Raw genomic sequence first — 17,667 nt, forward strand, 5'->3', positions numbered from 1 at the left:
CGAGATCCCACAGGGAGCGTAGCGAGCGAGGAAGCTCGCCGGTTCCCCGCAGGAAAGCGAGTTATTTTCCAGCCAACCCAAACGCTAATAACATAAAGGACCCAACCTAACTCCCAATAAACGGGACAATGCGAATTCAACAAACACAAATAGTAAAAAAATTTAAATAAATAATCGAATTAGGGTTGATTAAGCGTTTTCACATCGTTTATAATTCATCTAAATCGTTTTAGTAAAACGTTTTAGTAATAAGCGATCAGTGAGGAATGCTTATGACAAACAAAAAAATAACCATCAGGGAAGTCGCCACACAAGCCGGTGTCTCCATCAGCACCGTATCTCAGTACATGAATAAGCGATTTGATTATATGGGCACTGAGACACGAAAACGAATCGAATCAGCCATTCGCGAACTGGATTACCAGCCTAACGTGGTTGCCAGAAGCTTGAAGGTCAAAAACACACGGACAATCGGCATTGTGGTAGCAAATATTTTGCACAACTTTTCTACTGAAGTGATTCGAGCAATTGAAGATGAGTGCCATAATCAGGGGTTTTCGACGATCATTTGCAACGCCGACGATGAGCCAGAAAAGGAACGAAAATACTTAAATACACTCTTATCCAAACAGGTGGACGGACTGATTCTATTCCCCACCGGCGGCAACATAGAAATCCATCAAAAGCTGGCAGATGAATCGTTTCCCATGGTGTTTATCGACCGAATCATTAAAGAAATGACTGTCGATAGTGTGCTGCTTGATAATCACAGGGCGATTGATGTAGCTGTCGAACACCTGATTGAAAACGGTTACGAGCGAATTGCCATCCTGACATCCTCACTTCTGCAAAATGTCACCCCAAGAATCGAGCGTATTGAAGGCTTTCAAATGGCCATGAAGAATCGTGGACTCCCGATGCATCCTGAATATGTCAAAGGGATGGAGATAAAAGACTTGAACAGAGGGTTGAAGCGATTGTACAGCCTGAAGCAGCCTCCAGATGCATTCATTGCAGGTAATGACCTTACCCTTATGGAAATATTGAAGTTTGCATCGGAGGAAGGCAAACAAATCGGTAGGGAAATGGGACTCGTCACAATCGATGAAGTGGATTTCGCGAAAGTGTATGCACCTCCTTTATCGACGATAGCTCAGCCGACGTTCGAAATGGGAAGACAAGCAGCCTCTCTTTTATTAAATAAAGTAAGAGGGGACGTGGCTGAGCCACCTCGTATTCACCGTTACGCACCGCAATTGAATGCGAGAGCTTCAAGCCGCAAACATTAACGAATCTACCACACCGCACCCGGTTGATAGCGTTTATTTGTAATCGCTATCAAGCAATCTGGATTAGCTTTCTTTATTCGGAGGAGACGGGCAAGGGATAAGCATTCATGTAGGTGCTTGAAAGGAGGGGAAACGCCATGGCTACAGTAAATGCTTCCCATGTAGAGTTGAAAGAGTTGGTCATGAAAAAATTGAAAGGGGCTGATATGAAGGAACATGAAGCTGATATAGTAGCTGACGTCCTCATACATGCTGATTTACGCGGTGTCCATTCCCATGGGGTGATGCGGACAGAACATTACGTTAAACGTCTTACGGAAGGCGGGCTTAAGACAGCCCCTGAATTCAAGGTACAGCATAAAGGTAAAGCGGCGGCTCTGTTCGATGGAGATCATGGCTTAGGGCATGTGATTATGAAGGAAGCGATGGATGAAGGCATTCAACTCGCTCAACAGCAAGGGATTGGAGCTGTAGGCGTCATTAATAGCAGCCATTGCGGCGCATTATCCTATTTTGCCGAGCAAGCTGCTGAGCAAGACGTAATCAGCATGATCGTTACCCAAACGGATTCAGCCGTAGCACCCTTTGGAGGTGCAGAGGCGTATTTTGGAACCAATCCTGTCGCATACGGGTTTCCTGCCGGCAAGCATGCTCCAATCATTTTAGATATGGCGACGAGTAATGTGGCGCTTGGAAAAATCCTTCATGCCAGGGAAAAGGGAGAATCGATTCCTGATAACTGGGGAGTAGATGAGAACGGGCAGGCGGTAACAAACCCGGAATTCGTTAAAAGCCTCCTGCCTGTAGGAGGACCAAAAGGATACGGGTTATCGATGATGGTCGATATTTTATCAGGCGTGTTGACAGGTTCATCGTTTGGACCGTCGATTACGAAAATGTACGATGATTACCAATCCTATCGCCGGCTTGGACATATGATCATAACGCTTGATGCCGGGTTATTCACGGAAAAAGAAGCGTTCTTGAGCAGCATTGATGACATGATTGATGAGCTTCATCGCGTTCAGCCAGCTCCAGGTTTTAAACAAGTGCTCCTGCCTGGGGAACCCGAGCAAATGAAATACGCGAGCAGTTTAAGTAACGGAGTCGATGTACCTAAGCGTGTGTATGATTATTTAGTTTCATAATTCTTATTTTTTTATCGGTAACTAAAACGTTTTAGTCAAAAAGACGGAGGGGGAAAAGCATGAAAAAACTATTTGGAATAATGTTTGCAGTTCTCGTATTGGTGATGGTTAGTGCATGTGGCAGTGATGAAAGTTCTGGGGGAGATTCTGGAGGTTCTGATAGCGGCGAAACAGTCACGTGGAAGCTGGGTCACCTTTCCAATGAGGACCATATGTGGCACAAAACGGCTGAGAAATTCGCCGAGTTGGCTAACGAAAAAACGGACGGAAAACTTGAAGTGGAAATCTATCCGAACGAAGAGCTCGGTGGTGAAACAGAAGTCTTGAATGGAATTGATGCTGGTACAGTAGACATGACCATTTCGGGTGAAACAATGGCAAACTGGGCACCGAAAGCCGCTTTGATGGCAGCTCCATATGCTTTTGAAGGTGAAGAACACATGAAGAAAGTCGTTGAAGGAGACATTGGAACTGAAATTGAAGAATCTATCAAAGAAAACGTAGGCGTAACGCCCCTTTATTACCATATGCGTGCACCTCGGAACTTGACTTCCAATGAACCGATCAATAGCCCGGAAGATTTGAATGGATTCAAGATGCGCGTCCCTAACGTTCCATTGTTCATGGACTCTTGGGAAGCAGCAGGAGCAAGCCCGCAGGTGATGGACTTCAGTGAAGTATTTACCGCTCTCCAGCAAGGCGTTATCAATGGTCAAGAAAACCCGGTCGATTTGATCCATAGCGCAGGATTCAGTGAAGTACAACAGTATGTCAATGAAACAGAGCATGTGTATTCCTGGATTTATGTTGTAGTAGGGAATGACCAACTCAATTCCTTGAGCGAAGAAAATCAAGAGGCTGTGAAAGAAGCAGCTGCTGAAGCGCAAAAGTTTGGTCAGGACCTCTATGATGAAGAAATCAGCAACTATACAGAGATGTTGAAAGAAGAGGGCATGGAATTCAACAGCGACGTCGATAAAGAAGCGTTCGCTGAAGCGATGAAACCTGCCATTGAAGAAAGCTTGAATGAAGAGCAGCTGGATCTCTATCAACGTATTCTGGATGCTGCCGAAGAATAATAAACCATAGGTTCAGAGAGGCTCTCCTCTCTGAACCATTATGTTAATCATGCATGTATGTAAGGGAGAGGGAATCTATGAAACTCGTAACAATCATGAGCAGGATACTCGCAATCCTCACCGTTCTTTCTTTTGCAGCATTAGTAATCGTCGTATCAATCCAAATTGCCGGAAGATACACGTCCTTGTCTTTTGTGTGGACAGAAGAGCTCTCACGCTTTTTGTTTATTTTCTCGATTGCTTTTGCAGCACCATTAGCTATGGAACGATTTGAATTCGTACGGATTGAATTTTTAGTAAATGCTTTGCCGGAAAGCGCTCAAAAATTTTATGATGCTGCCATCTATTTAGGGCTGGGAGTATTTTCAGGTGCGATGGTATATTACGCTTATGAATTTTCTCTCGTTGGTCAAATGCAGACCTCAGCGACATTAGCGGTATCCATGAAGCATGTTTATATGAGCATGGTGATCATTCTGTCATTTTTAGCCCTGTATAGTTTGATCAATGTGTATGCCATTTTAGCTGGCAAAGTTACGAAAGCGGGTGAAGAGTCATAATGGCTTTAATGCTATTTCTATCATTTATCGTCCTTATTTTTCTAGGCGTTCCAATTGCATTCAGTTTAGGGTTGTCTTCGCTCTTTTACTTACTTATGAATGACATTCCATTAAATATTCTTCCACAGAAAATGTTTGAAGGCATCAATTCCTTCGTACTTTTGTGTATTCCGGGGTTCATTTTAGCCGGTAATCTGATGAACGCAGGAGGAATAACGGAACGCATCATTGCATTTACTAAAAATTTAATCGGTCATATCCGCGGTGGACTCGGGTTGGCGAATGTTGGTTCTTCCATGGGTTTTGCCGGCATTACCGGAACTGCTTTGGCTGATGCAGCCAGTATTGGTTCGGTCATGATCCCGTCGATGAAAAAAGACGGTTATGATGCTTCGTTCTCCGTAGCCGTAACGTCGTCTTCCTCGACCATTGGCCCGATTATCCCGCCTTCTCTGCCGATGATTATCGTAGGGACGTTGGCGACAGTATCAATCGGTGATCTGTTTCTTGCGGGAACCATTCCAGGGTTGATGCTCGGGGTTGGTTTAATGATCGTCACCTACGTCATTTCACGCAAACGGAAATACCCTAAAGGCGAACGCCAGTCACTTAAAGTCATCGGCAAATCATTCTTTGGCGCGTTTTGGGCCCTTATGATGACTGTCGTTATATTGGTCGGGATTTTAAGCGGTTGGTTCACCCCAACTGAAGCCTCCATTGTAGCTGTCATTTACGCGCTGATCGTGGGCTTGCTTATTTATCGCGATTTAAAAATAAAAGACATTCCGAGAATCATGCTGGATTCGATGATCGGCACTGCAAGTATTATGATGCTGGTCGGTTTTGCTAACTTGTTCGGCTGGATTCTTGTAAGTGAACAGATTCCGCAGTTGATTGCCGATGGAATCCTCTCCATTTCGGGGAATAAAATCATTGTCATTCTGCTGTTAAATCTACTGTTATTGTTTGTCGGGACCTTTATGGAGACGATTGCCGCCCTCCTTATTCTGTTTCCGGTTTTACTTCCGATTGCAACTGAAATCGGAATGGATCCGGTGCACTTCGGTGTTCTGATGGTATTGAACCTGATGATCGGTTTATCGACACCTCCGGTTGGAGTCTGTTTATTTGTTACCTCAAGCATCGGAAAAGTTCCGATCGGGCGCGCTTCAGTGGCTCTCTTGCCGTTTATTGGGGTCAGTCTGCTCGTATTGTTGCTCGTCAGCTTTATTCCAGAGATCACAATGTTTTTACCTAATTTAATTGAGTAAGGAGACGTTACAGATGAAAGCAATTCGCGTTGAAAAGCCGCACCAGCTTCGGTTGGATGACGTTCAGGAGCCATCGCTCCAATCAGCAGAAGACGTTAAAATATCTGTGAAACGTATGGGAATTTGCGGATCTGATATGCACATCTATCATGGCGAAAACCCCTTTGCCACGTATCCAAGAATCATCGGGCATGAAATCGCTGGCGAAATCACTGAAATCGGAGCAGATGTTACGGGTCTGAAACCAGGTGATCCCGTTGTTCTCGAGCCGATGGTAGCATGCGGAACGTGCTATGCTTGTCGTCAAAATCGGCCGAACGTATGCGAAGCGATTGAAGTTTACGGTGTTCACCGCGAAGGAGGCGGACAAGAGGTCATCACAGCAAACGCGACTCATGTGCATAAGATGGATGCTACCTTAAGCTGGTCTGAGATGGCCTTGGCTGAACCGTTTACAATCGGAGCGCAAGCTATGTACCGCGGTGATGTTCAGGAAGGCGATGTCGTTTATATAATCGGGGCTGGACCGATCGGGTTATGCTGCTTGAAAATGGCCAAACGTAAAGGTGCTCGCGTTTTGATTTCAGATTTTAACGAAGAGCGTCTTGCCTTCGCAAAAGAGTGGGGAGCCGATGTGGTCATGAACCCAGCTTCGGGCGATGTAAACACACGCGTATCCTCCGAAACGGATGGGATGGGGGCTAACGTGGTCGTTGATGCTGTTGGACTGACGGTTACATTTGAACAAGCGGTCGATGTCGCATCACCAGCAGGGCGGGTCGTGTTGCTTGGCTTTAATAGTGAACCGAGTAAGATTACGCAAGTTCCGATTACGAAGAAAGAAGTCTCCATTCATGGTTCCAGGCTGCAAACGCATCGTTTTCCAGAAGTCGTGGATGCATTCGGATCACCTGAGTTCTCTCTTGGAGATCTCGTGTCTCATGAGTTTTCAATCGATGACGTCCATGAAGCGTTTCAGCTTATGGAAGAGGCACCTGAAGGCGTCAGGAAAGTCATGATCAAATTATAAGGAGGTTTTAAGATGGAGATGACATTTCGCTGGTACGGCCGCAATAACGACTCCGTATCATTAGAAGATATTCGGCAAATTCCAGGAACGAGCGGCGTGGTTTGGGCGCTGCAGCATTTACCGGCAGGCGAAGTGTGGCCGCTGGATCAAATTATGGATGAAAAGAAATATATCGAGTCGCACGGCTTGAACATAGATGTTGTGGAAAGTGTCAACGTCTATGAAGACATTAAACTTGGCTTGCCATCGCGTGAGCAGTATATTGAAAATTATAAAACGACCATAAAAAATTTAGCGCAAGCCGGCGTCAAAGTGATTTGCTATAATTTCATGCCAGTCTTTGACTGGATTAGGACGAATTTGCATAAGCCGCTTGACGATGGTTCAACTGCGTTATTTTATGAGAACGATGAAATTAAGAACGCAACGCCTGAGCAAATCGTTAACCGCATTTTAGAGAATCCCAGTTATACATTACCAGGTTGGGAACCGGAGCGGCTTGCCCAAATCCAAGAAGCCATTCAACAATATGAAGCAGTCGATACAGAACAGCTCTGGAATAATTTGCAGTATTTCCTTGAACAGATCATACCTGTATGTGAACAACATGATGTATCGATGGCCATCCACCCGGATGATCCGCCGTGGCCCGTATTTGGCTTGCCGCGCATTATTTCAACAGCAGATGACCTGGAGCGGCTCGTCAACTTAGTCGACAGCCCGCATAACGGCATTACGTTATGCAGCGGCGCATTCGGCGCTCGTTCAGACAACGACATCCCCGAGATGATTCGTACCTACAAAGATCGGATTCATTTTGCGCATATCCGTAATGTGAAACGCTTTGAAAACGGAGACTTCATCGAATCCTCCCACCGCAGCCAGGATGGATCCGTTGATATTGTCTCCATCGTCGAGGCGTATTACGAGATTGGGTATAAAGGCTACATTCGTCCTGACCACGGTCGTCATATATGGAATGAACAATGCCGCCCGGGATATGGGCTGTATGATCGAGCCTTAGGCATTATGTACATGCTCGGCATTTGGGATAAACTGGATAAAGGAGTGACAAGCTAATGAGTACCCACGAAAATTTAAAAGGTAAAGTAGCCATCGTAACCGGAGGCGGCGGTGTTCTCTGCAGCGCTATGGCTAAAGAACTAGCCAGGCAGGGCGTCAGCGTAGTTGTTTTAAGCAGACGACTGGAAAAAGCGGAAAGCGTTGCAGCCGATATCAAAGCCGACGGAGGCGAAGCTCATGCATTTGCGTGCGATGTGCTCAATAAGGATGATCTAATAGCGACTGAAAAAGCTGTTAACGCTATTTATCCGGCCTACCACATTTTGATTAACGGAGCTGGGGGGAACCATCCTGAAGCAGCAACTACTTCGGAATATTTTTCACCCGAACAAGCTGAAAACGCGTCTGACAGGAGCTTTTTTGATTTAAGTGAAGAGGGATTGCAGCACGTGTTTAATTTGAATTTCATGGGAACTGTTTGGACAACCCAAGTGTTCGCAGAACGCATGATCGAGGCCGAAGCTCCTGCTATCATCAACATATCATCCATGAGTGCTTACTCCCCCATGACAAAAGTTATGGCCTATAGCGCTGCGAAGTCCAGTATTAACAATTTCACGGAATGGCTCGCCGTCCATTTATCCAAACAAGGCATACGTGTTAATGCCATCGCTCCGGGATTTTTCTTGACCGAACAAAACCGCGGGCTCTTACTGAATGAAGATGGGAGTTACACGGAACGTTCAGCCAAAATTATCAGTCAAACACCAGCAGAGCGATTTGGTGAACCGGAAGATTTGCTTGGCCCATTACTATGGCTTGCCGATCCACAGATGTCGAAATTTGTGACAGGGGTAACAGTCCCGGTGGATGGCGGATTCCAGGCGTATTCGGGCGTATAGCTACGAGAGGAGTGACCAATAGTGAGTAAAATAGCAACCCTTAATCAACTGCAACACGACCGGCTCGTTGCCGTCCTGAGAGCTTCCGATGCCGAAGAAGGAAAAGAACTGGCACACACAGCAGTTGAAGGTGGCATACGGTTTTTGGAAATGACGTATACCATACCTGGAGCAACCCAGCTGATTCATGATTTGAGTGACTATTACCGTGACCGTTCAGTCATCGTAGGAGCCGGCACTGTATTGGATGCCACCACGGCTCGAATGGCCATTATGAACGGAGCGCAATTTATCGTTTCGCCCTGGTTTGATGAAGAGACGGCTTACCTATGCAATACGTACCAAATTCCCTATATCCCCGGCTGCACAACGGTCAATGAAATGAAAAGGGCTTTGGAGGTTGGTTGCGATGTCGTGAAGCTCTTTCCGGGAGATGCCTTCGGTCCGGAAACCATCCGGTCCATTAAAGCTCCTTTACCACAGGCAAACATCATGCCTTCAGGAGGCGTTTCTCTGGACAATGCTGAAGACTGGCTGACAAATGGCGCGTTTGCCGTCAGTACCGGAAGCAGTTTAACGAAAGGCAGCAGGGAAGACATGATCAACAAGGCAGAACAATTCAAAACGATATGCCAGCGCCGCCCTAGTGACCATTAAATAAAAAGCTGTTGACAGGAGCATTTACGACATGCCCTGTTTGACAGCTTTTTTTTATTTCGTCAATCAATTGAAAATATTTGAAAAAATATATTCCTTTTTCTATCGTAATATAGGATAATATAACGGAGGTAATTACATTAAAAGGAAATAAGGAGGTAGAATGATGGAAAATAAATTGACCTATGGGGAGATTGTCACGAGATATCATTCGTTAGTAGAGGAAGTCATCGGAAGGTTGCGCGTTTATGATGGAGACAATGAATATGTAGAAGCCGGGAAAAAAGCACTGCTCCATGGCTATCACAAATTTGATAAAACGAAGCACGACAATTTGGATCAACATTTGTTTGACACTGTATATGACCGCCTTCGGTTAATGATTGAAAAAATGTAAACTATACATATTGAACGTGAAACTATTAGGGAGATATCGTTCGCATTTCGCGGGAAGAATGGAGCGTTCATCAGAAAACCTTAGATAAACAGGATGGGATCCACGGGCCTGGATGTCTAAGGTTTTGTTTAATTGGCAAGATATGAAGGATTCTCATTCACACGTTAGCACATAACAAGAGGGGGATTTCGGTGAATACGCACGATAAAGCTAAAGTCATGATATTAGGAACATTTCACATGCGTCATACACCTGACTTAAATCGAGTGGATGCGCGTGATCTATTGGAAGCTCATAGGAAGGAAGAGATTCGCAACGTTATCGATCATGTTAAATGCTATCAGCCTACTAAAATAGCAGTTGAAGTCATCAAGCGTGAACACGAAGAATTGAACAAGGCTTATCAGCGCTACTTAAATAACACCATCAATTTAGAAATAAACGAGGTCCATCAAATTGGATTTAAGCTTGCTGAAGAAATGGGTCATACTGAAATATATGCTGTCGATTGGATGGAAACGGTCGGTAACCTTGGGATTGGTCAAGTGCTGGAATGGGCGAAAGAGCATCAACCAGCGTTGTATCATCACATACGTGACACATATTTATTACAACAAATGAACGGGATTCAGGATAGAAGCATCTATGACTATATTCGATTATTAAATGACGAAGAGCAAGTAAAGAAAGATCACGAACAGTATATGGCTATAGCAAAGATAGGCGAAGGCACAGCGTATATCGGAATTGATTGGGTGAGGTGGTGGTACCAGCGGAACTTGATCATTTATTCAAACCTTGCCCGTATAACGCATTCACCACATGACCGAACCTTAACGGTAGTTGGGGCGGGGCATGTGCATTTACTCACCCAATTCTTAAAAGAAAGTGGAGACTTTGATGTTATCCCGGCTCATCATTACTTAACGTAAGTTTCCACTACCGATCAGCATTTGATTTTCAACTTTGCGAGTTCGTTAAGCAATGCTTGTTCAGTCACAGCGTGCTTAATCCCCAGTTGGCGTGCCACTTGCATGACTTGGGGAGGTTCGATGGCAGCTTGGTTTAAGACTTCTTCATGAGAAAACACCCAGTTTGTTTCACCGTCAAGGAAGACACGGCCGTGGTGAAAAACAATGGTCCGTTCACACATGTCAGCAACTAGATTCATGTCGTGTAATATACATAGGACAAGCTTTCCTTCTTCCGACAATTCGCGAACAACTGATGTGATGAGCTGCTTGCCACGTTCATCCTGGCCAATGGTCGGTTCATCCAATATAATCACATCCGTATCCATGGCCAAAATGGATGCCACGCCTACTAATTTCCGTTCGGATAAAGCAAGATCATAAGGGTTCTCCTCTGAACTTTCTGCAAGTCCAACTCGCTTTAAAGCTTGAGATGCCGCCTCGTAGGCCTTCTTTTTGGACAGGCCAATCTGCAACGGACCGAACATAACTTCATCGCGAACGCGATTTTTAAAGATTTGATGATCCGGATTTTGAAAAACGAGCCCGATGTGAGCGGCGATTTGGGTGGTTGATAAACGATCTATAGGACCCCCGTTCAGTAATATTTTCCCTTGGCTAGGCTTGAGCAGCCTTTTCAGAAGCTTAGCAAATGTTGTCTTTCCCGCGCCATTTTCCCCTACTATCGCCGTAGGAACAGGTGGCAAATGAAGGTCGACTGCATGCAATGCTTCGACATTTCCCGGGAAATAGAATTGCACGTTTTTTACCGTTATGTCAGGCATCGACAAAGCCTCCTAATGCATTAAATTCACGCGTTTCAACGGGGTAAAGTCCATCGTCCCGCTTGATATGAAGTGATTTGGCCAGTCTTGTGATTAAAGGTGGAACGATCCCGTGCTCATTAAGATCTGGACGGGAAAAAACCCACCTGGGGGTGTTAAAATCGATTGCCGAGCCCGTGTTCAGTAATAATATGCGGTGACAATGCAAAGCCATTTTCTCTATGTTGTATTCGGCGATAATAAGCGTGGTACCTTGATCAGCCAGATTCGCTAACATTCGAAAAACCTCAGTGGTACGTGCAGCGTCCAGTTGCGACGTGGGTTCATCGAGCAGCAGTATATCAGGCTTTAAGGCAAGGGCACTTGCAATCGCAACACGTTGCATTTCGCCTCCTGAAAGTGTGAACGGATGTTTGTTTCGAAGTTCTGAAATGTGTAAGAGGTGAAGCACTTCTTCGATTCGTTCAAGCATGAGTTTTCGTGGGACGCCTTTGTTTTCCAGTCCGAACGCTATTTCGCCAAAGACTGTGTTCTTCGCTCCGCTCAATTGGGTGAATGGATGATCCAGGACAAGACCGGTCAGATCCGTTAGGTTGTTCAAAGGGGTGTCTCGCACAGGCTTATCATTGACTAAGACGTTCCCGCCGTAGGCTCCTTTAAAAAAGTGAGGGATCAACCCACACAAAGCCATGCAGAGGGATGTTTTGCCAGCTTTGTTAGCCCCGGCTATCCCAATGAATTCTCCTTGATTAATCGTGAAAGTGAGGTTGTTTAACGCCAAATGTTCAGCACTCGGATACTGGTATTTTAAATTTTCCACTTGTATGATGCTCATAGATATAACCTCCAGGAGACAACTAAAAGCAATAAGATCACGACACATACACGACTGATTTTATAAAGAGGGTAAGCGCCTGAGGCAGAAGCGAACGTCCTGGGTGCATGTGCGTTGAACCCTCGTAATTCTAAAGCAAGCGCCCGCTCCCGTGTTTGATTTAGCGAGCTAAGAATGACGGGTCCCATCAGGAAAAAGAATGATTTAAGGCGCGTTTTCAAATTTCCTTCAAGTTCGACGCCCCGGGCCTTTTGCGCCTCTGTGATCCTGGCCATCGTCGCTCGCATATGCGGGATAATATTTAAGACAGATAGAAGGACGTACCCCACCCGAGGAGACATCCCTAATCTCATAAGCGAATTGATGATAACGTCGGGTGGCGTAGTTAGAATGAGTACACCGCATGCTGCCAGCATATTCAACACGCGTAGGGTTAATAATAAGGCATGCTCTGAGCCTTCTTGATAAAAAGTGAGACCCATTACTTGAAATAAAGGCGTGGCATTATCCGGATAAAAGAGCCCTTGTACGATGACGATAGATAAAATTAGCAAGAGGCTCACTCCGAGAATTGGCACAATATGTCGAAAGACGCGGCCGATTAATAATAAGCTGAAACTGAGAGCTGTAATCGCAATAGCAGCTGTAATATGTGGCAGGATATAAGGCGTCAAGAAAGCGATCATGGCATACATCATTTTCGAAATGGGATCGATCTTATAAATGAGAGACGACTGATCAACAAATAAGGAAAGCTTATGCATGGATAGATCACCTTTATTTTCACGTTCTATTAAACAGTGTTGTTTTCATTGTGAGATTGCTTATAATTCCTGTATGTCGTTATGTCTGGCATATAAACCTTTGAGCTGGTTGGGAAGCCCTGTGAAGATAAAGTAACTGATCAAGACGGTGGCAACTTTGTCAGGAACGTCAACGATGATGCTGTCCAAAAAGGATGCGAACCATAAAGGCAGCCCGATAGACAATCCGTAAGCAAACAATGCATCACCCCAAATATTTCCTGTTTGCCCGCCCCAAAATATAATATTGAGCGGCGTCGATACTAGAGCGGCTGTGACACCAACGACTAACCCGATGATAAGCGCACGTCTCACGTTAGCTAACCATCCCTGATAGGCCATGATGCCAACTACCAAACCAATCACCCCACTCGTAATGGCGTAAACGAATGAAATCGGGTCGACCGTTATACCGAACATGACATTATTCAAAATGCCGGAGATCGCCCCGATGAAAGGCCCGGCCAGCATACTGGCTAATATGGTTCCGATTGAATCCAGCCACAGCGGCAGTTTTAACAATCCTGCGAACAGTTTACCTAAATAATTGATACCAATCGCGGTAGGAATGAGCACCAAGGCCGCGGTTGAAAGTGATGCTGTCCACTTCTGTGAATGTCTCATTTTGCATTCCCCTCTCCAGCTATTTATCATGGTAGAAGCCGAAACTTCTGACACAAACCAACAAGTGTCCCGTAAAAAGCTCAAATTTCCAGGACTTCCCTAAACACACTTCATCATCTTAACATTATAATTTACATGTGTATATACATATTTAGTAATACGATTTATAGGTCTTATTATTCAAAAAAGCTGTACCAGGTACGCGCCGGTTTTCTTGTTTTTAAAGGGTTTCCACATATTGCGGAAGTGTTTTCATACTTTTTCGGTCTATTTTACTATTACAATGAAAGTGTAAAGGCTTTCATGAAAGCGGTGAAACCATGACAGATTTGAACGATCGTCAAATCAAATTGTTGCTCTATTTATTGGATCATGCTCGTTTCTTGACTGCGCAGGAATTGGGGGAGCAGTTTCAGTGCTCTTCTCGGACGATACGGAATGATGTGGATCAGATTACAGGTTTTCTTCAGCAGCACGAGTTAGATGCGAATATCGAGCGCAAGCCGAGCGAAGGCATTATTATTACGTCTTCTATTAAGACAAAACATATGATCAAGCTGGCTCTTTTACCGGAAACATTCGATCATGATGAGCCCTCGCAATTATTACATTTTCTAGCTCGGCAAACCGATTACATCACGATTGATCAATTGATCGAGGCGCTGTATGTGAGCAGGTCCAAAGCGCTATCCATGCTGGAGCGGTTGGAGCGTTTTCTGGCCCCATACGATGTAAGCATCGAGCGTATTCAACATAAGGGAATTCGATTAGTAGGGGAAGAATGGCATATCCGATCGGCCATGAAAGACTTTTCATACGCGGAAGAAACCCAGGGGACCACCTATCAGCATGATGATTTTCAACTCGTTTTACGGGAATTCAAACGCCTGGAGCAAAAACTGGACTTTCCGATGACGGACCGGGCGCGCAATAATCTGCTTTATCATACGCTGATTTTTGTTCAACGGTTGAAAACAGGGCATCTGATCCAATTCCCTGGCAAACACATCCAACCATCCGTTCGCCAGCATGCTGAATATGAGCTCGCTTTAGAGTTCGTATCGCGCTTATCTCATGCGTTCAATATGACGATTCCTGAGCAAGAGGCTGATTACATGGCTTTGCATCTAATCGGCAGCCGGCGCGAATTCAAAGATCTTCAACTTGAAGAACAACAGTGGGAGATGTTCGATCAGGAAGCGATTCACATTACGAACCAAATGATGGATGTGTTGGCCTCTGATTTGTACCATAAAATGGGTGAGGATCAGGAGTTCAAACAAGCGTTAGTCCTCCATTTCCAATCGACCTTGCATCGTCTTCGTCACGGATTGCGGATTGAGAATCCGATTCTATCGCAAATAAAAGACGAATATCCGTTTGCTTTTGAATGGGTTGATCAATGGATTAGTAGCAGCGATCATGAATTGTTACAGCAAGCACCTGATGATGAGAAGGGCTTCATTGCGATTCATTTGCAATCCGCTATTGAACGGTACCGTCACTTAAATGAGGAGATTGAAAATGTTTTGATCATTTGTTCAACGGGTTTCGGCACCGCTCAGCTCATCAAGCAGAAATTTCTTAATTTATTTCCTAGTGTCAAGTTAGTCGAAACAACGTCAGTGCAACAATGGAAACTGACCGATCATGTGGTCGATGCCGATCTGATTATCTCCACGGTCGCAATAGAAGATCCACGTGTGTTTCAAATTTCGTCGGTATTTTCTAAAGAGGATCAACGGGCGTTGTCACATTGGTTACAGTCACGTCATGGTCAGGAGGGAGGTCATTTCCAGTACCTCAAACAATATGTGAACCCTGAAGCATTCTATGTGTGTGAGGGCGCCGTCACCATGGAAGCGATTATAAAAAAGGTTTCACGGCATCTGCATGACCAAGGTTACGTAACTGAACAGTATCAAACCAACGTGATGGAACGAGAAGCGTTAGGAAGTACGGCTGTTGGCGGCGGTCTGGCTATTCCGCATGGCAAACCGGACGATATCCGCCGTTCGGTCATAGCACCGGTCCAGTTGCAGCACCCGATAAGGTGGGGAGATGAAGATGTGTACGTCCTACTGTTTTTGGCCGTAGAGTATTCATCCACCGGAGAAGCAGAAGGGTTGTTCAAGGAAATCTTTGAGTTGAGTTCCCGTCCCTCAATGGTCAGACAGCTTGCGGAAACTTACCGTTATGAAGATTGGCTGGCCTTATTAAAATAAAACAGGAGGTAATTGATATGAAGCTAGTTGCAATTACGTCATGTCCCAATGGCATTGCACACACTTACATGGCAGCAGAAAAGTTGAATAAAGCTGCAGAGGCAAAAGGGATTGACATTACAGTTGAAACTCAAGGTTCAATCGGAGTTGAAAATGAATTAACAGAAGAGGCGATTGCCTCAGCTGATGGGGTGGTCATCGCGGCTGACAAAACAGTTGATAAAACGCGTTTTGCTGGGAAGCCGGTATTAGAAGTAGCTTCAGCTGATGCCATTAGACGAGCGGACGAGCTATTGGAACAATTTGAAAATGGTGAAGTCGAGGTTTATGGTGAGAAAAGCGGCAAACAGCAAGCTCAGGAAACGATTAACGAGGAAAAACAAAAGAAAAAACGAAAGCAGAACCCGATTTACCGCCATTTGATGAACGGTGTCTCCTATATGATTCCGTTTGTTGTAGTCGGAGGTCTCTTGATTGCGATATCGTTAAGTTTAGGCGGCGAATCGACACCGGATGGCTTGCAAATTCCAGAAGATTCATTTTGGAGTTCGATTAACCAGCTGGGAGGAGCAGCCTTCCAATTCATGGTGCCGATCTTAGCCGGTTTTATTGCGATGAGCATTGCAGACAGACCTGGTTTAGCCCCCGGCATGGTGGGCGGCTATGTAGCAGCTAATGGCAGTTTTTATGGCAGTGATGCTGGAGCAGGCTTTATTGGCGGCATCATTGCCGGGTTTATCGCCGGTTATATTGCCAGATGGATTAAAAATGTGAAAGTTCCTGAAATGATTCAACCGATTATGCCGATTCTGATCATTCCGATTGCTGCGTCATTGGCCGTTGGGTTGATTTTCATCTTTATTCTTGGTTCGCCTATTGCAGGCATTATGGAAGGCTTGTCATCCTGGCTTGAAGGGATGCAAGGAAGCAGTCGAATATTACTCGGAATTATCCTGGGTGCGATGATCACGTTTGATATGGGCGGCCCCGTCAATAAGGTAGCCTTTTTATTTGGAGCGGCATTGATTACAGAAGGTCAGCCTGAGATCATGGGTGCCATCGCTGCCGCCATTTGTACACCGCCGCTTGGCATGGGACTTGCTTCCTTAATCAATAAACGTCGTTATGCAAAAGATGAACAAGAAGCAGGAAAAGCAGCTGTAGCCATGGGATTGGTCGGAATAACAGAAGGTGCCATTCCATTTGCCGCCGCAGACCCTCTCCGTGTCATTCCAAGCATCATGGTCGGCGGGATGTCAGCAGGAGCCATTGCCATGATGGGCGGCGTAGCCGACAATGTTCCTCATGGAGGACCCGTCGTCGCTGTGTTCGGTGCGATTGATAATGTGCTGATGTTTTTCCTTGCCATTATCGTGGGAACCATCATAACAGCCATACTGGCTAACGTATTGAAAAAATCCAAAGTTGTGGAGGAAGCATAAATGAGTATCACCCAATTGATTGATCATCAACTTATCGAATTAGATCTCGCGGGGGATTCAAAAGATGCTATTTTGCAGGAGCTAGTTGAGTTGATTGCGGAAAATGGTGCATTGAACGACCGTCACCAATTTCTAAGTGATCTACAAAAACGTGAGCAAGAAAGCAGTACAGGGGTCGGTTTCGAGATCGCCATCCCACATGGGAAGTCGACTGGCGTTGACGAAACAAAAATCGCAGTCGGTCGCAACCTGTCTGGTGTCGAGTGGGCCAGCCTCGATGGAGAGCCTGTCCAACTTGTTTTCTTAATCGCAGTTCCAGCGGAGGCTTCGGGTGACGAACACCTGAAAATACTCCAACAGTTATCCCGGAAACTCATGGACGACGATTTCCGTAACGCCCTAAAACAGGCCGAAACAAAAGACAACATGCTCAACACCCTATCCCAAATCGACTAAACAGTACCATGAACCCAAAACAAAATACCCACCAACCCTGTTCCTAAGCCGTTTTGCTAATTCCGAATGCGTACCTGGTACGCAAAAAACAGGTATAAAGAATTAGAGGGAGAGGGGGTGGGTGGTGTGATAAAGTATAGGGCAGGACTATTTGATTTGCGGGAGGCCGA

16 protein-coding genes and 1 pseudogene are annotated in these 17,667 nt (G+C 45.3%); 13 read left to right on the forward strand and 4 right to left on the reverse strand.

Annotated elements, in window-relative coordinates:
- Window positions 1–272: 272 nt before the first annotated feature.
- The 11 genes from HOP45_RS01985 to HOP45_RS02035 all read left to right on the forward strand — a co-directional run bounded on the left by HOP45_RS01985 (window position 273) and on the right by HOP45_RS02035 (window position 10,288).
- Window positions 273–1,289, forward strand: a complete 1,017-nt coding sequence (locus tag HOP45_RS01985; RefSeq protein WP_181347216.1) for a LacI family DNA-binding transcriptional regulator — start codon at window positions 273–275, stop codon at window positions 1,287–1,289.
- A gap of 137 nt (window positions 1,290–1,426) precedes the next feature.
- Window positions 1,427–2,437: an ureidoglycolate dehydrogenase gene (gene allD / locus HOP45_RS01990; RefSeq protein WP_181347217.1), complete on the forward strand. Its 1,011-nt coding sequence runs from the start codon at window positions 1,427–1,429 to the stop codon at window positions 2,435–2,437.
- A 59-nt stretch (window positions 2,438–2,496) separates the two neighbouring features.
- The gene (locus HOP45_RS01995; protein ID WP_181347218.1) at window positions 2,497–3,516 is read left to right on the forward strand and encodes a TRAP transporter substrate-binding protein; all 1,020 of its coding nucleotides are present in this window, start codon (window positions 2,497–2,499) and stop codon (window positions 3,514–3,516) included.
- A gap of 77 nt (window positions 3,517–3,593) precedes the next feature.
- Window positions 3,594–4,076: a TRAP transporter small permease gene (locus HOP45_RS02000; protein WP_181347219.1), complete on the forward strand. Its 483-nt coding sequence runs from the start codon at window positions 3,594–3,596 to the stop codon at window positions 4,074–4,076.
- Entirely contained in the window at window positions 4,073–5,347 is a 1,275-nt protein-coding gene (locus HOP45_RS02005; RefSeq protein WP_370457936.1) for a TRAP transporter large permease, read from the forward strand. Before HOP45_RS02000 ends, HOP45_RS02005 begins: the two co-directional genes overlap by 4 nt.
- Before the next feature lie 13 nt (window positions 5,348–5,360).
- The gene (locus HOP45_RS02010) at window positions 5,361–6,377 is read left to right on the forward strand and encodes a zinc-binding alcohol dehydrogenase family protein (RefSeq protein ID WP_181347221.1); all 1,017 of its coding nucleotides are present in this window, start codon (window positions 5,361–5,363) and stop codon (window positions 6,375–6,377) included.
- Window positions 6,378–6,389: 12 nt separating this feature from the next.
- A complete protein-coding gene (gene uxuA / locus HOP45_RS02015) occupies window positions 6,390–7,457 on the forward strand; it encodes a mannonate dehydratase (protein WP_181347222.1) in 1,068 nt (355 codons plus the stop codon).
- Window positions 7,457–8,302, forward strand: coding sequence for an SDR family oxidoreductase (locus HOP45_RS02020; protein WP_181347223.1), 846 nt, complete (start codon window positions 7,457–7,459; stop codon window positions 8,300–8,302). Before uxuA ends, HOP45_RS02020 begins: the two co-directional genes overlap by 1 nt.
- A gap of 21 nt (window positions 8,303–8,323) precedes the next feature.
- Window positions 8,324–8,959 carry a bifunctional 2-keto-4-hydroxyglutarate aldolase/2-keto-3-deoxy-6-phosphogluconate aldolase gene (locus tag HOP45_RS02025; RefSeq protein ID WP_181347224.1) on the forward strand — a complete coding sequence of 212 codons (636 nt, stop codon included), beginning with the start codon at window positions 8,324–8,326 and terminating at the stop codon, window positions 8,957–8,959.
- Between the two features lie 166 nt (window positions 8,960–9,125).
- Window positions 9,126–9,356 (forward strand): hypothetical protein, encoded by a 231-nt coding sequence (locus tag HOP45_RS02030; RefSeq protein WP_181347225.1) that lies wholly within the window; start codon window positions 9,126–9,128, stop codon window positions 9,354–9,356.
- Between the two features lie 191 nt (window positions 9,357–9,547).
- Complete coding sequence (locus HOP45_RS02035) at window positions 9,548–10,288, forward strand: DUF5694 domain-containing protein (RefSeq protein ID WP_370457929.1); 741 nt, start codon at window positions 9,548–9,550, stop codon at window positions 10,286–10,288.
- A gap of 14 nt (window positions 10,289–10,302) precedes the next feature.
- Here HOP45_RS02035 and HOP45_RS02040 read toward each other — a convergent pair whose 3' ends face one another.
- From HOP45_RS02040 to HOP45_RS02055, 4 genes are read right to left on the reverse strand one after another with little or no spacing between them, the layout of a single operon-like run.
- Window positions 10,303–11,112, reverse strand: coding sequence for an energy-coupling factor ABC transporter ATP-binding protein (locus HOP45_RS02040; protein ID WP_181347226.1), 810 nt, complete (start codon window positions 11,110–11,112; stop codon window positions 10,303–10,305).
- Window positions 11,105–11,947: an energy-coupling factor ABC transporter ATP-binding protein gene (locus tag HOP45_RS02045; RefSeq protein WP_181347227.1), complete on the reverse strand. Its 843-nt coding sequence runs from the start codon at window positions 11,945–11,947 to the stop codon at window positions 11,105–11,107. Before HOP45_RS02045 ends, HOP45_RS02040 begins: the two co-directional genes overlap by 8 nt.
- Window positions 11,944–12,711 (reverse strand): energy-coupling factor transporter transmembrane component T, encoded by a 768-nt coding sequence (locus HOP45_RS02050; RefSeq protein ID WP_181347228.1) that lies wholly within the window; start codon window positions 12,709–12,711, stop codon window positions 11,944–11,946. The genes HOP45_RS02045 and HOP45_RS02050 overlap by 4 nt, the downstream gene beginning before the upstream one ends.
- A 60-nt stretch (window positions 12,712–12,771) precedes the next feature.
- Window positions 12,772–13,374: an ECF transporter S component gene (locus HOP45_RS02055; RefSeq protein WP_181347229.1), complete on the reverse strand. Its 603-nt coding sequence runs from the start codon at window positions 13,372–13,374 to the stop codon at window positions 12,772–12,774.
- Window positions 13,375–13,694: 320 nt separating this feature from the next.
- Between HOP45_RS02055 and HOP45_RS02060 the strand changes: the two genes are divergently transcribed.
- Together HOP45_RS02060 and HOP45_RS02065 are read left to right on the forward strand one after the other, a co-directional pair.
- Window positions 13,695–15,599 (forward strand): BglG family transcription antiterminator, encoded by a 1,905-nt coding sequence (locus tag HOP45_RS02060; protein WP_181347230.1) that lies wholly within the window; start codon window positions 13,695–13,697, stop codon window positions 15,597–15,599.
- A 17-nt stretch (window positions 15,600–15,616) separates the two neighbouring features.
- Window positions 15,617–17,497: pseudogene (locus tag HOP45_RS02065) on the forward strand (fructose-specific PTS transporter subunit EIIC).
- Window positions 17,498–17,667 lie beyond the last annotated feature (170 nt).

It is taken from the genome of Thalassobacillus sp. CUG 92003 (assembly GCF_013618635.1).
In the GTDB taxonomy this organism is placed as follows: Bacteria; Bacillota; Bacilli; order Bacillales; family Halobacillaceae; genus CUG-92003.